We start from the raw sequence: 13,772 nt of genomic DNA, 5'->3' as shown, positions 1-13,772 counted from the left end.
ATGGCCACGAACACGATACCCACGTTGCACGATATCGATCCGACCAGCGGCCCGCTGTCGCTGTCTCCTTTCCACAACGAGGCCTTTCTCGATTTCACGCTGGCGGATGTAACCCGCGGCATGGGGGAGGCTCTCCGCTTTGTGGAATCGCAGCTTGGCCACGAATATCCCATGATCGTCGGCGGCCGCCGCGTTCACGCTGCCGGGAAGATTCGATCGGTAAACCCCGCTCGCCCTGCCCAACTCGTCGCCTTGCACCAGGAGGCGGAGGCCGAGCACGTGGAGCAGGCGGTGCGGGCCGCTGCAACGGCGTTCGCAAGCTGGAAGGATGTTCCGGTGCAGCAGCGTGCCGGGTTGCTGGTGCGCACGGCAGAACTGCTGCGCGAACGCAAGCTGGAGTTTTGTGCGTGGCTCACGTTTGAAGTCGGCAAGAACTATGCCGAGGCGGACGCGGACGTCGCCGAGTGCATAGACTTCTTGGAGTTCTACGCGCGCGAAGCTCTGCGTCTCGACCGTGCAGAGACGCCGATCCAGTTTCCGGGCGAGCGCAACCGCTTGCGTTACCTTCCGTTGGGCGTGGGTGCCGTGATTGCGCCGTGGAATTTTCCGTTGGCAATCCTGTGCGGCATGACCGTGGCCGCGGTGGTTACCGGCAACACTGTCGTGATGAAACCGAGTGTCGATGCACCAACTATCGCGGTGCGGCTGCTGATGTTGCTGGAGGAAGCGGGCATGCCGGAGGGCGTCGTCAACCTGCTGCAGGGAACTGGGGAACTCGCCGGCCGCACGCTGGTTGAGCATCCCGAGGTGCGCTTCATCAGCTTCACCGGCTCCAAAAAGGTTGGCCTGGACGTGCACGAGCGTGCGGCGAAGCAACGGCCCGGTCAGCGCTTTCTGAAGCGTACCGTTCTTGAGCTCGGCGGCAAGGACGCGATCATCGTCGATAACGACTGCGACATCGACGCCGCGGTCGAGGGCGTCGTGGCCTCGGCCTTCGGCTTCAACGGCCAGAAGTGTTCCGCCTGCTCGCGCGCCATCGTCGATAGGCATATCTATGACGTATTCCTGGACAAGCTGAGCGACCGTGTTGCGCAGATCAAGCAGGGCGACCCGGCCGACAACTTCGCGATGGGACCCGTCATCAGCGAAACTTCATACAAGCGCGTGCTCGACTACATCTCGGTTGGCAAAGGCGAGGGGCGTCTGCTGACGGGAGGCTCGCCGGTGCAGAGCGAGACCAACGGGTGGTACATCCAGCCGACGGTCATTGTGGATGTGGCGCCCGACTCCCGCATCGCGCAGGAAGAGATCTTCGGGCCGGTGCTGGCGGTGATTCGCTCTGACTCCTTCCCCGAAGCGATACAGATTGCGAACAACTCGGATTATGGCCTGACTGGCGCAATTTATTCGAACAACCGCGAGCGGCTCGACGTCGCGACCGAACAGTTCCACGTCGGCAACTTGTACCTGAATCGCAAGTGCACGGGCGCCATGGTCGGCGCGCACCCGTTTGGCGGCTTCAACCTGAGCGGCACCGACTCCAAGGCGGGCGGCCCGGATTACCTTTTGCTGTTCACGCAGGCCAAGTCCATTGCGGAGAAGCTGGGCGTGCTGCCGGAGACGGACGAGTTCCGGCACCCGGACGGCATTTAGCGCTCGTCGCTTGCGCGCCATCGCCTGAAATCTACGAGTCGGCGTCGAAGCCGCTCGCGGTCACGCGGGCTGCTTCGGCGAGTTCAGGGTGGTGCAGCACGAAGAGAGCCAACTCCAGGCGATCACTGACCCCGGCCAGATCGTAAATGCCGCCCAGCATGTTCTTGATCACCTGCTCGCTCGTACCTAGTTCGCGCGCGATCTCAATGTTTTTCGCTCCACGCGAAACACCGCTCATCACCTTCACCTGCCGCGGCGAGAGCTGTGCCAGCACGCGCGCACCGGTGGTGTTGGGAACTGCTTCGGGAGGCGGGCCAGACCATCGCTCACCCCTGGCGGCTGCCTGCAGACAGGCCAGCAATTGACGCGCGTCCGCGTTGCGGGGCAGGGTACCCCGGATTGCGGGAAGCTCCGTGAACTCGAACGGATGCTGGCGGGCCGTCAGCAGGATGATCGTATTTCCATGCTCCGCGGCAGTATGGGCAAGCTGGGCCAGGCTACTCACCAGCGCATCCGAGATCATCGCGATGCTTTTTGGTTGCGCTGCCAAGGCTGCCTCCAGGCTGTGCTGATCGCGCAGCGGCGGTTGCTGGAACGCAAATTCATGTTGCGTCTGCAGGGCATGGGCCACGCCCGCGCAGAAGAGTACATCCGTCTCGGCGAGCAGCACTGGAATCGGCACAGCAGCATCCTAAACCCGCGACAAAGCCGTGAATCCTGCGCTTAGGCATTCTCATCCGATAAGGTGAGCAACCACGGCGTCAACACGCGCCGCTGCTTTGGTGCGAGACTCAGATTATGGCCCGGCCTATACTCTTCGCGATCGACGACGACACCAGCGTCTTGGAAGCCGTGGTGCAGGATCTGCGCCGCAACTACGGTCAGCGATACCGCATTCTGCGCGCGGCCAGCGGTCAGGCGGCTCTGGACACCTGTGTGCAGCTGAAGGAACGGAACGACAGCGTTGCGCTTTTCCTGAGCGATCAGCGCATGCCGGGTATGACCGGTGTTGATTTTCTGAGCCGAGCCATCGATCTGTATCCTGACGCCAAGCGAGTTTTGCTGACGGCCTACGCGGACACCGAAGCCGCGATCCGCGCCATCAATACCGCCAAAATTCATTACTACCTGAACAAGCCCTGGGACCCACCCGAGGAAAAACTATATCCGGTGCTGGACGACCTCTTGTCGAGCTGGCATGAGGGCTACAAGCCGCCCTATGAGGGGCTGCAGGTGGTGGGCACGCGCTGGGGTGCCGCCGACCACAACGTGCGCGAGTTTCTCACGCGCAACCATGTCAGCTACCGTTGGCTTGATCCGCAGAACACGCCGGAGGCGCTGGAGCTTCTGCAGTCTCGCGGCATCGATGATGCTCGCCTGCCCGTGGTGGTGTTCAACGACGGAACGGCGATGGTACAGCCGACGCAGCAGGATCTGGCGACCAAGGTCGGCCTTAAGACGCGTGTGGAACGTGACTTCTACGACGTAGTGATAGTTGGTGCCGGCCCGGCCGGATTGGCGGCAGGCGTGTACGGCGCGTCGGAGGGACTGCGGACGCTGATCGTTGAGCCGGAGGCGCCGGGCGGTCAGGCCGGCTCCAGTTCCAGAATCGAAAATTACCTTGGCTTCCCCCAGGGGCTCAGCGGCGATGAACTCGCCAAGCGTGGCTTCATCCAGGCGCAACGTTTAGGTGCAGAGTTCGTCACCGAACGGGTGATGTGCATTCGCATCGAGGACCAGTACCGTGTGGTTGTGCTGAGCGATGGTCGTGAGGTGAGCGCTTCGGTCGTTTTGATCGCCACCGGCGTTTCCTGGTGCCGGCTGAACGTGCCCGGTGCCGATAGCCTGGTGGGCCGTGGCATCTACTACGGTGCCGCGCAAAGCGAGGCGGCGTCCTGCAGGGACGAGAGCGTCTTCATCGTGGGTGGCGCGAACTCGGCAGGTCAGGCTGCCATGCACTTCAGCAAGTATGCGGATCGGGTCACCATGCTGGTTCGTGCGGATTCGCTGGAAAAGAGCATGTCGAAGTATCTCATCGACCAGATCGCATCTACGCCGAACATCACGGTCGACACCCGGACCGAGATTACCCAGTTCGGCGGCGATGATCACCTGCGCTGCATCCAGGTAAAAAGCAACGGCGGCACCGAATCCCGGGAAGCTTCGTCTGTGTTTATCTTCATCGGGGCAGCACCGAAAACAGATTGGTTGCCGAAGGAAATCCTGCGCGATGACCGCGGTTTTGTCCTGGCTGGACCGGACCTGCGCCGCGCCGGTATCGACAAGATGCCTGGCGGCCGCGACCCCTTTCTGCTCGAAACCAGCGTTCCCGGCATTTTTGTCGCCGGCGATGTGCGGCACGGCTCGGTCAAGCGCGCCGCCTCCGCCGTTGGCGAAGGTTCTATTGCAATCCAGTTCGTCCATCAATATCTGGCGGAGTTTTAACCCATCATGGCAACCCCGAGCCTGACCCAGGCACCTGACTGTTTTGCTGATCGCACGGCCGAACAACGCGAGCTGATTGCAAAACTGCACCAGGACATGTTTGCCGAGGTGAACGAGTCGGAGCTTGCCTGCCTTGTCGCTGTTGCCGTGGAACAGGTGTACGCCGACGGCGACGTGCTCGCCACACCCGACTCCGAGCTGGGCGATTTTTGCGTCATGCTTGAGGGCAAGGTCATGGTCGCGCGTACCGGCGGAAGCGGGAAAGATCTTTTTCGCAAGGTGGTCGCAGCGCCGTCAGTGATGGGCGACCTGGCGATGCTCGGAATGGGTACGAATCAGGCCAGCGTCATTGCGGAGGGTCCGGTGCGCGCGCTCCGCATCACCGAGGATCTTTTCTGGCACTTGATGGCGACCTGCCCCGGTTTGCGCAAGGCAATCCTGAAAGAGTTCAGCACGCGTGTGCGCGGGATGGCAGCGATGCAGTCGCAGGAAGATCGACTGATTACGCTGGGAACCATGACCGCCGGTTTGATGCACGAGCTGAATAATCCTGGTGCCGCGGCGCGGCGTGCGGCCTCCCAATTGCGCGATAACCTGAACCGCATGCACCTGCTCGCGCGCGGTTTTTCAGAGCATGGGCACTCGGATATGCAGCGCGCTTGCTTGACCGAACTGCAGGAACGCGTGCTGAACGCGAAGCGAAACGTGTGCATGGATTCGCTGCAACAGGCGGACCGCGAAGATGCACTGGGTGCGTGGATGGACGACCACCAGGTGCAGAACGCATGGACGCTCGCGCCTACGCTGGTGGCGAGCGGCATCGCCGCGGAGGACCTGCAGTGCCTTGCCGGTGCCTTTACCGGGGCCGCGTTGCAGGAACCGCTGGACTGGCTGGAAGCAACCGCGTCCAGCATGCAGCAGGTCTCGCTTGTAGAAGAAAGCGTGGCGCGCGTACACGACCTGGCCAAGGCCGTAAAGACCTACGTACATGAGGGCCAGGGCGGACAACAAAACCTTTCTGTGAATGAGAGTATTCACGCCACGTTGATGTTGCTGAAGCACAAATTCCGGGAAAAGCAAATCAGCGTACAAAAAGAGTTCGGCGCCAATTTGCCGCCGCTCACCTGCGTCTGCAGCGGCTTGAACCAGGTTTGGACCAATTTGCTGGACAATGCGATCGATGCCGTGCCGGAAGGCGGGCACATTACCGTGCGCACCTGGCGGCAGGACGACGATCTGCTTGTCAGCATAGGTGACAACGGGCCCGGCATCCCGGATTCCGAACAGCAGCACATTTTCGAGCCGTTCTATACGACTAAGCCTGCCGGCGTCGGCACAGGCATGGGCCTCGGAATTGCGCAACACATCGTTGAAAGCTACGACGGCAATATCGGCCTGCACTCGAAGCCGGGCGCGACCGAGTTCGTCGTTCGCGTGCCCTTCTCAAAGGGAGCCGTCTCAAAATAGTTTGTACGTACGATTGCTGACGCTCTCCGCTGACGTTCCCCGCTCCGCACGCATCTAGTTCCACGAGGGATCTATGTACAAGGCCGTGCTTTGCGATCTGGATGGAACGCTGCTGGACAGTAACCACTTCCATGCGGAGGCATGGCAGCGCACCTTTGAGAACTTCGACTTCCAGGTCACCTTTGAAGACATGGTGAAGCAGATCGGCAAGGGTGGTGACCAGGTCATTGCCACCGTTGTGCCCGAGGACAGGGTGAAGGATCTCGAAGAAGATCTGAAGAACTTTCGCAAAGATTTGTTCCACCGCGAGTACATGGACCGCATCGTTCCATTCAGCGACGCGAAGAACCTGCTGAAGCGCATGCGACAGGAAGGCTTGCGCATCTCGGTCGCATCGTCGACGAACAAGGAGGACCTGCACGCCTTCCTGATGCTGCTGCGCATTCACGCGCTCGTTGAGGAACACACCACGGCCGACGATGCTGCACGGACGAAACCGGAGCCCGACATCTTTCAAGCGGCACTGAAAAAACTCGGCATTGAGTCGGAAGATGCAGTGGCGCTGGGCGACACGCCCTGGGATGTAGAGGCGGCGAATAAGGCGGGCGTGAAGACCATCGCACTGACCTGTGGCGGCTGGACCGAGCAGCAGTTGAAAGATGCGGGCGCGATCGCCGTTTACCGCGATCCTGCAGATTTGCTGCGCCATTTCGACGATTCGCCTCTCGCTGGTTGATCCGTCAAAGCGATGGCGGCCATCATGCGGCCGGTGAAGCCCTGCTCCGCGCGATAACTGAAGAAGCGCCCCGTGTCCGCGGCGGTATCTTCGCCGAGCACGTGGATGTGTGCGTCCGGGACGCCCGCGTCGAGCAGTTGCCGCCGGTTTGCCTCCCACAGGTCGAGGTGGAGCTGCGGCCCGATCGGCGAGTGCCCTGGCGCACGTGCGGTCAGGAAGAGCAACGGGTACTTTTCCCGAACGGGATCTGACTCATAGACCTCACGGAACAGTTCCGGCGCGTAGCGGAATTGCGACTCGAACTCATGCCGCACCTCTTCTCCCACGGCATAGCTATCCGGCCCAACGCTGGGGCCGATGGCAGCATGCAGGTTTGCTGGATCCGTGCCGTAGCGAAGCCGCATGGAACCGGCCGTGCGTTCCACGATGCGCGCCAGCGTTCCGCGCCAGCCCGCGTGTACCGCCGCGACGGCACGTTGTACTGGGTCGAAGAGCAGCACGGGCGTGCAATCCGCCGCCTGCACGGTGAGCAGCAGCGCCGGCACATCGGTCATCAGAGCGTCGCCGCGCAGGCGCGCCGGCTCCAGAAAATCGCTTGCCGCGTCCTCCAGGCGGTTCAGTGTTCGCACCACGGGCGTGTGTTTTTGTTGCAGCAGACCGAACGCCAACATGCCCTCTGCCCCGAGTGCCTTCAGAAACGCAGCTCGATTGCGGCGCACCAGCTCCGCGTCATCCTGCTTCGTAAAGCCAAGGTTCAGGTCGCCCAACCCGGCGGGCAGAGCCGGCCGGAAGACGCGCGAGAACCCGCCTTGCCGCGTGGAGAATCCATGCACCAGGCCAGGCTGTTCCAGCAGAGGTGAGCGAAGGACCATCGGCTTCTGCTTCGGTGTGGTTGCGGCACGCTCTGCCTCCGCCTGCTTCCGGCCTACTGGTTTCCGCTCGCCACCGGCCCAGCTGCCCCGCCGCGAGGCACGCGTTCCATGGGCCAGCCCTACTCCGGCCAGAATGTCGTCTACCGTGGCGATCGCTTCCGGCGATTCCAAATCTTTCCCGCTTGGCAGGGAAGGCTTTGTGAGGGGAGAGACTGTCTCGGAGGGGTTCTGCTTGCGTGCCACCCTTCGATTCTAAGGTGGGTACCGGACCGAGTGTGCCGTCACGAAACGCGCTTACGGTCCTCAAAGTATTTCCCAATCCCAAGCAGAAGGAAGAGCGATCCGGTCGGCACGCATCCCAGCCCGACCATCAGGCAAATCCACCCTGCGGGCGTGGTCGGCCCGTGCTTGGTGAGCCCACCGCTCAGCGCGACAAACAGCCAGCACGCCATGCCGACCAGCCAGATCGGCGCGGCGACACGCAGGATCGCACGCGTGTCCTTCCGCATGCGGCCCGCTGCGGGCTGGAAAGAACCGCTCACCGGCGAATCGCCGCCTGCATCAGGAACACGGCCACGCCGGTGACCGAAACATAGAGCCAGATTGGGAAGGTCCAGCGCGCCACCTTGCGATGCTGCACAAACCGCTGCGACAGCGACAGAAAAAAGGTGATCAGCACCAATGGCAGCGCCACAATCGATAGCGTAATGTGCGACAGCAGCAGCACGAGGTAACTCCACCACAAGCCGCCCGCGTGCGCGATGGGCAGGTGGTACTCGCCGTGCAGCGCGTGATTCGCGATATAGGACACGAGAAAGAGCGTGGAAAAGACGAACGCGGCAGACATCATCGCCCGGTGCAGACGCACGTTGCGATTGCGAATCTGTACAAAGCCGGCGACCAGAGCAATCGCTGCCAGTCCGTTCAGCACCGCGTTCAGCGCGGGCAAAAACAGGAAGCGCGTGTGGTTCGTGTCGATCGGCGGATGGTAGTACACCAGCCAGAACAGAAAGGCGCTGGCCAGCGCAGAAACCGCCAGGATGCCGAACACAGCCGACTTTGGTGTGTGGATTCGTTCGTTCGCGGGGATGGGAGGGGAGGCAGTCGACATAATCCGGGTCAGTAGGCGATGCGTCCCTGCGCATTCAGGATCATGGCCGCGAGCAGCAGCGGCAGATAGATCACGCTAACCTTCAGCAGGTCGCGCGCGATCTTGCGCGAAACCTCCGCCGGCAGGTCGCGGGTGATGCGCAGGAACCGGATCGTGTACCAAAGATAAGCCGCGCCTAGGATGATGGCGCACGCGCCGTAGATCCATCCGCACATACCCAGATATACCGGCCACAGGCTCACCGGAATCATCAGCAGGGCATAGAACAACGCCTGGGCGGCCGTCGCGCGGCCTCCTGGCACGGCCACCGCCGTCACGCGGATGCCGGCGCGTGCGTAGTCTGCGCGGTACAGCCAGCCGATCGCTTCAAAGTGCGGGAACTGCCACACGAACAGCACAGTGAAGAGCGCGACCGCTTCCCATTCAATTTGCCCGCGCGCCGCGGTCCAGCCGATCAGCGGCGGCAGCGCACCGGGGAATGCCCCGACAAAGGTGGCAATCATGCTGATCCGCTTCAGCGGCGTATAGATGGCCACATAGCTTGCAGCGGTCAGCAGTGTCAGAAATCCCGTAAGCGGCGTGGTCACAATCGCCAGGTACAGCGACCCGAGCCCGACAGCCAGCAGGCCCAGCAGCGCCCCATGGACCAGGCCGATGCGCGCCGCTGCCATGGGCCGCCACGCGGTGCGGTTCATCAGAGCGTCCGTTTTCCGCTCCAGCACCTGATTCAATGCACTCGATCCGGCGGAGACGACACCGATGCCCAGCATAGTTTGCAAAAACTGCAGTTGAAGCGGGCTGATGCCGGAGCGCAATGATCCCAGGTAATAGCCGGCCGCCGCAGTGATGACCACCATCAACGACACCCGCAGCTTGAACATCTCCGCGTAGTCGGCCAGCAGCGTGCTTCGCCGTGCTTGGCTCGTCGCGGGAATGGAAGCTGTTACGGCCATTGCGTCGACCTTTAGGATAACGCGGCAGCGTGCCGTAGCCGTTCACGGCGAGCGAACAACGGCTAAGTGACACGCCCCGGTGCATCGTCATGCTGCACCAGGTACTCGTTCGCGAAGACAACAACCATGGCGGCGGTCGGCACCGCGACCAGCGCGCCAACGATGCCCGCGATCTCCGTACCACACAAAAGGGCGACCAACACGGTAATACCCATCAGGTCGACACTGGTCTTCATGATGCGCGGCGTGAGTATCGCGTTTTCGATCTGAACATAAATCACGTAGGCAATCACGACCCCGAGTGCCTTGGTCCAGCTATCGGACGCGGCAACCATGATCGCGATGGTAATCGTGATCAGGTTTCCGGCCACGGGGATCAGGTTTGTGATGCCCATCAGAATGCCGAGCAGCACAAAATACCGCACGTGCAGCGCCCCGAACACAATCAGCATGTAAATGGCGACAGCAGCCATCAGGGTGAGCTGTCCAAACAGCCACTTGGAGACACGCTCCTCCGACGTCAACAATGTGTTTGCCAGGCGTGTGCGCTTGTCAATGGGCCAGAGCGAAAGGAAGTACTGATATACCTCCTCGCCTTCCAGAATGAAATACACGCACAGGATGACGCCCGTCAAAACATCGAACAGGTGCGTCGCCCAACGGGGCAGAGCGTCGAAAACATAGGCCGCAAACGCGCCGACCACGTTCTGCGCCTCTGCCGCGACCTTGGACATATCAACCTTGGAAGCCAGGGGCAGCCGCTGCACCTTTGCAAGCGCCTGGGGTATGCGGTGCGGCAGATCCGATACGAAACTCGCGAAATCGCGAATCACGGGCGGAAAACCGATCCAGAAGAAGAGGGTGAGTGCCAGAAAGATGCCGGCAAATAGCAGGATGGTCGCCGTGCCCTTGCCCGCATGCCGGTTGCGAAAGCGTATCTTCTCCAGCCGCTTCACAATCGGCGTCAGCACCACCGCAAAGAGCCCTGACACATACAAGATGAGCAGGACGTGGTGCAGCTTCCACGCAAGTGCAAGCGCACCCGCGAGTACAAACGTAAACAGGATGTAACCGCGCACCCGGCGTCGTTCCGGTAGCAGTGCAGCGTCCACGTGCATTTCTCCGTTCCTGCGTTGGATGCGCAAACCGGTTGCGCTGTCGTTTGGGAACAGTCACAAGCACCGGGAGCCGATCAACTCAACTCACGCCATGGAGGCCCAACTGCTGCAACAACGCGGAGACGGTCTGCTCAACATTCTGATCTGCGGTTGCGATCCGAACGCGCGCAACACGCTTATAGAGCGGTGCACGATACCGGAAGCGTTCTTCAGCGGCCTGCAGGTTCGGGCGTTCCACACCCTCTGTCTGGGCCTGGCAACGGGCAAGCAGGACGGGCAGGTCGGCGTCCAGAAAGACCACCGTCGTACGGGGCGTTTGCTCCAGCAGGAGCCGGTTGGCGAGAACCTCCACCGCGCCGCCGCCCAGCGCAATGACCGCATCGCGCTCCCCTAGCGCATGCGCAATGGCTGAGGTTTCCATTCTGCGGAAGACAAATTCGCCGTATTTGGCGAAGATTTCGGCGATCGGTGTGCCGGCCTTCTGCACGATCGCATCATCCACGTCGACAAAGCGCCAGCCGAGCCGCCCGGCAAGCATGCTGCCTACGGTCGATTTTCCCGCGCCCATAAAGCCGGTCAGCACAATGCGGGTTGGGGTAGACAGTGTTCTGGTGGGCATAGTGACCTGCCCATTCAGTATCGCTTGCGCCGACGCGCTCGTGTCAGCGCTGCAGATTGCCTCTTCCGGTTCACAGACTGCGGTCATCGTGGGCTCTTGAAATTGCGGTTGCGTTACAAAAAGAAGAACCGCGGCTTAGGGGCCGCGGCTCGGGTCGAAATCAGTTGCTGAGAATTACTGCCGGGGGCAGTTCCGATACGCAACCGTCGCCTGAGCCGCTACTGGCCACCAGTAGCGGTACGGAAACGAAGCGAAGGTAAACTGCAGCGCCATCTCTGACGAGTAAGGTACACAGGTGTCGCCGCGAATACAAGCAAACGTGGAAAGCTTGCACGCGATTCACATATCGTCGATTTGTCGCGTGCATGCTTCCCGTTAGTTGATCGCGCCGCTTCCGCCGTCGTTCAACCGGCTTTGGATGTTGGACCAGACTTCATCCGTCGGAGCATCACCTTCCGGCTCCAGCAGCATTCTCGCGGTTTCAGCGATGTACTCCAGATCACGCACCAACTCGGCTGCCTGTGGGCAGTCGCGCAAGATGTCCGCAAAGCGCGGGTCGGCGCTCAGCTTGCCGCCCTGGGCACGCTCAAACAGCTCCGGCAAGGCCTTTTCAAATTCCTCACAGGTCCACGGTGTGTTGTCATCGTGCTCGATCATTGCACCGCCTCCTGCAGCTTTCCGTTTGAAACGGCCTGCTCCTGCTGACGCAGGATTTCACGCAGCTTCAGGCGTGCCTTGTGCAGCTGAGATTTGCTGTTTCCGGTGGAGCACTCAAGCATCTCCGCGATCTCGTTGTGCTCGTAACCCTCAACGTCGTGCAGCACGAACACCAGGCGATAGCCCGGGGGCAGCGTGCCCACGGCGCGTTCCAGCGCCACGCGGTCGACTGATCCAGAGAGCCGCGGATCGCGCGAGCCAAAGTCCCGCTTGGGTGCGTCTTCTTCTGACGGGTTGATCGTTTCTTCCAGCGAAACCAGCTGCAAACCCTTCTTGCGAAGGTGCATTAGCACCAGGTTCACCGTGAGCCGGTGCAGCCAGGTGGAAAACGCACTTTCGCCGCGGAACGATCCAAGCTTGCGATAAAGGTGAAGAAACGCCTCTTGCGTCATGTCCTCGGCTTCGGAAACATTGCCGAGCATGCGCAGGCAGAGCGTGTAGACACGGCGCTTATGGAGCGCATAGAGCTTTGAGAACGCATCCGGGTCGCCGTTCTTGGCGCGCTCCAGTGCGTCAGCCTCACCAGCGATGGGCGGATTTCTTTTGAACAGCCCAGGCGGAGGCGATGAATTTGTTTGAGCCATTGAATAAACCTGTGAGTGCATAGGCCTCGCGATCATGCTTCGCCGGGATTGGCGAAGGTGTCTCGATGCTGCTTCGCTGCCGATGCCACACTCAGAATAACGCAGGAGTGCACATCGGCCGGAGATCGAAAGCAGCGGTGCCCATGTGAGAAGCCCCGGAACATCCGGGTTGTATCTGCACCATCGGATCGTTCCGGGCGCACTCCTACGGGTCTGTCTGCGGCAGCAGATTCGATGGCAGCAGATTCGATCAGCTTCCGATGAAGCGTGCATACAGTGTGCGGGCACGCGCCGCGTCGCTGGTGCCTTGCACCACGGTTCGGCCGTCGGCAAACACGTTCAGCGTGTGCTCGCCATGCTGGAAGCGCAGCATCAACCCGTTGAAGCGTACGGGGCCGTGTGGCTGCAACCTGGCTGCGAGCGATTCGAAGTCGATCGGGCGTGCGTGCTCGTGTATCTGCACGGAGTTGCGTCCGCACAGCGTGATGTGCGGACGGCCTTCGCCGCGAAGATGAACGAAATCGCGATCTCCGCACACGCGGCAGCCCGTGCGCGTCCTGCCTGTCGCAATCTCTGCATGTTCGCCCGTCCACACGTCCATTGACCACAACGTGCGTCGCATCGCTGCCGCATTGCCGGACAGGTACTTCAGCGCTTCGGTCACCTGCAACGAGGCGGCCACGTTAACCGCGGTGTTCAGGATGCCTGCGGTGTCGCAGGTTTCTACCGTGCCGCCAGGCGGCTCGGGGAACAGGCAGGCCAGGCACGCGGTCCCGTTTTCCGCTGTGCCGGGCACAATGTTCATGGTCGCCGCATAGCTGCCGATCGCCGCCGCATAGATCCAGGGCGTCCCACGTTCCACGGCGAAATCGTTCAAAAGGTAGCGGGTTTCAAAGTTGTCCGTGCCGTCCAGCAGAATGTCCGCAGCGCCAAGCAGTGCATCGATGTTCCCGGGCGTCAGGTCGGCCACGTGCGCGGTCACCTGCACGTCCGCGTTGATCTCCTTCAAACGCCGGCGAGCGGCCTCGGCCTTTGGCAGGGCTTCCGCCGCGTCTGCCTCAGTAAACAGAAGCTGGCGCTGCAGGTTCGACCATTCCACAAAATCTCGGTCCAGCACGGTAAGCCGCCCCACGCCAGCCCGCGCCAATAACGCCGCTGCCGCGGCGCCGGTCGCACCACAGCCAACCACCGCGGCGTGCGCGGCAGCGAGCCGCTGCTGCCCGGACCGTCCCATCGGCATAAACAGCGTCTGCCGCGAGTATCGCTCCAGGTTTGGCGATGGCTGCCGGTCCTCGAGCGCGGGTGTAGGCACAGCATCTCCCATGGTTCCAGTGTAGGCCGCCGCCCATCTGACCGGCCGGGGCAGGTTAGGTGACAGGTTCCGCCCGGCACTAACCCCACGGCACGATTCCGCATCCTAGGAGACAATTCAACCAATTGGCGGGTTCGCGCGTGGTCCGTGCCACGCATGGTTCGTCTCTCGCACGTTCTGCTCAT

Annotated in this window: 14 protein-coding genes; 4 read left to right on the top strand and 10 right to left on the bottom strand. The window is 61.7% G+C overall.

Annotated features, from left to right (window positions below):
- Complete coding sequence (gene pruA / locus ACOFKT_RS09565; protein ID WP_419803764.1) at positions 1–1,653, top strand: L-glutamate gamma-semialdehyde dehydrogenase; 1,653 nt, start codon at positions 1–3, stop codon at positions 1,651–1,653.
- A 31-nt stretch (positions 1,654–1,684) separates the two neighbouring features.
- Here the strand turns inward: pruA and ACOFKT_RS09560 are convergent, their stop codons facing one another.
- Complete coding sequence (locus tag ACOFKT_RS09560; protein ID WP_419803763.1) at positions 1,685–2,335, bottom strand: response regulator transcription factor; 651 nt, start codon at positions 2,333–2,335, stop codon at positions 1,685–1,687.
- 116 nt (positions 2,336–2,451) lie between these two features.
- Between ACOFKT_RS09560 and ACOFKT_RS09555 the strand changes: the two genes are divergently transcribed.
- From ACOFKT_RS09555 to ACOFKT_RS09545, 3 genes are all read left to right on the top strand, one after another.
- Entirely contained in the window at positions 2,452–4,098 is a 1,647-nt protein-coding gene (locus ACOFKT_RS09555) for an FAD-dependent oxidoreductase (RefSeq protein WP_419803762.1), read from the top strand.
- A gap of 6 nt (positions 4,099–4,104) precedes the next feature.
- A complete protein-coding gene (locus ACOFKT_RS09550) occupies positions 4,105–5,565 on the top strand; it encodes an ATP-binding protein (protein ID WP_419803761.1) in 1,461 nt (486 codons plus the stop codon).
- Between the two features lie 73 nt (positions 5,566–5,638).
- Positions 5,639–6,301, top strand: coding sequence for an HAD family hydrolase (locus tag ACOFKT_RS09545; RefSeq protein WP_419803760.1), 663 nt, complete (start codon positions 5,639–5,641; stop codon positions 6,299–6,301).
- Here the strand turns inward: ACOFKT_RS09545 and pgeF are convergent.
- The 9 genes from pgeF to ACOFKT_RS09500 form a co-directional block, all read right to left on the bottom strand.
- Positions 6,244–7,344, bottom strand: coding sequence for a peptidoglycan editing factor PgeF (gene pgeF / locus ACOFKT_RS09540; RefSeq protein WP_419803759.1), 1,101 nt, complete (start codon positions 7,342–7,344; stop codon positions 6,244–6,246). The two genes, ACOFKT_RS09545 and pgeF, sit on opposite strands and share 58 nt — an antisense overlap.
- 110 nt (positions 7,345–7,454) lie before the next feature.
- Positions 7,455–7,715 (bottom strand): hypothetical protein, encoded by a 261-nt coding sequence (locus tag ACOFKT_RS09535; RefSeq protein ID WP_419803758.1) that lies wholly within the window; start codon positions 7,713–7,715, stop codon positions 7,455–7,457.
- Positions 7,712–8,284 carry a DUF420 domain-containing protein gene (locus tag ACOFKT_RS09530; protein WP_419803757.1) on the bottom strand — a complete coding sequence of 191 codons (573 nt, stop codon included), beginning with the start codon at positions 8,282–8,284 and terminating at the stop codon, positions 7,712–7,714. The genes ACOFKT_RS09535 and ACOFKT_RS09530 overlap by 4 nt, the downstream gene beginning before the upstream one ends.
- Positions 8,285–8,292: 8 nt before the next feature.
- Positions 8,293–9,237 (bottom strand): heme o synthase, encoded by a 945-nt coding sequence (cyoE, locus tag ACOFKT_RS09525; protein ID WP_419803756.1) that lies wholly within the window; start codon positions 9,235–9,237, stop codon positions 8,293–8,295.
- Between the two features lie 62 nt (positions 9,238–9,299).
- On the bottom strand, positions 9,300–10,355 hold the full coding sequence (locus ACOFKT_RS09520) for an AI-2E family transporter (protein WP_419803755.1): 1,056 nt from the start codon (positions 10,353–10,355) through the stop codon (positions 9,300–9,302).
- A 79-nt stretch (positions 10,356–10,434) separates the two neighbouring features.
- The gene (locus ACOFKT_RS09515; RefSeq protein ID WP_419803754.1) at positions 10,435–10,974 is read right to left on the bottom strand and encodes a shikimate kinase; all 540 of its coding nucleotides are present in this window, start codon (positions 10,972–10,974) and stop codon (positions 10,435–10,437) included.
- Positions 10,975–11,349: 375 nt separating this feature from the next.
- Positions 11,350–11,631 (bottom strand): hypothetical protein, encoded by a 282-nt coding sequence (locus ACOFKT_RS09510; protein WP_419803753.1) that lies wholly within the window; start codon positions 11,629–11,631, stop codon positions 11,350–11,352.
- Complete coding sequence (locus ACOFKT_RS09505; RefSeq protein WP_419803752.1) at positions 11,628–12,296, bottom strand: RNA polymerase sigma factor; 669 nt, start codon at positions 12,294–12,296, stop codon at positions 11,628–11,630. Before ACOFKT_RS09505 ends, ACOFKT_RS09510 begins: the two co-directional genes overlap by 4 nt.
- Before the next feature lie 229 nt (positions 12,297–12,525).
- Entirely contained in the window at positions 12,526–13,599 is a 1,074-nt protein-coding gene (locus tag ACOFKT_RS09500) for a ThiF family adenylyltransferase (RefSeq protein ID WP_419803751.1), read from the bottom strand.
- Positions 13,600–13,772: the final 173 nt, after the last annotated feature.

Source organism: Terriglobus sp., from assembly GCF_965201105.1.
GTDB lineage: Bacteria > Acidobacteriota > Terriglobia > Terriglobales > Acidobacteriaceae > Terriglobus.
This window is presented reverse-complemented; position numbering and strand designations above follow the sequence as displayed.

Coding starts and splice junctions, on each gene's coding strand:
- pruA (WP_419803764.1), top strand. CDS start 1: ATGGCCACGAACACGATACCCACGTTGCACGATATCGATCCGACCAGC.
- ACOFKT_RS09555 (WP_419803762.1), top strand. CDS start 2,452: ATGGCCCGGCCTATACTCTTCGCGATCGACGACGACACCAGCGTCTTG.
- ACOFKT_RS09550 (WP_419803761.1), top strand. CDS start 4,105: ATGGCAACCCCGAGCCTGACCCAGGCACCTGACTGTTTTGCTGATCGC.
- ACOFKT_RS09545 (WP_419803760.1), top strand. CDS start 5,639: ATGTACAAGGCCGTGCTTTGCGATCTGGATGGAACGCTGCTGGACAGT.
- ACOFKT_RS09530 (WP_419803757.1), bottom strand. CDS start 8,284: ATGTCGACTGCCTCCCCTCCCATCCCCGCGAACGAACGAATCCACACA.
- cyoE (WP_419803756.1), bottom strand. CDS start 9,237: ATGGCCGTAACAGCTTCCATTCCCGCGACGAGCCAAGCACGGCGAAGC.
- ACOFKT_RS09520 (WP_419803755.1), bottom strand. CDS start 10,355: ATGCACGTGGACGCTGCACTGCTACCGGAACGACGCCGGGTGCGCGGT.
- ACOFKT_RS09515 (WP_419803754.1), bottom strand. CDS start 10,974: ATGCCCACCAGAACACTGTCTACCCCAACCCGCATTGTGCTGACCGGC.
- ACOFKT_RS09510 (WP_419803753.1), bottom strand. CDS start 11,631: ATGATCGAGCACGATGACAACACACCGTGGACCTGTGAGGAATTTGAA.
- ACOFKT_RS09505 (WP_419803752.1), bottom strand. CDS start 12,296: ATGCACTCACAGGTTTATTCAATGGCTCAAACAAATTCATCGCCTCCG.
- ACOFKT_RS09500 (WP_419803751.1), bottom strand. CDS start 13,599: ATGGGAGATGCTGTGCCTACACCCGCGCTCGAGGACCGGCAGCCATCG.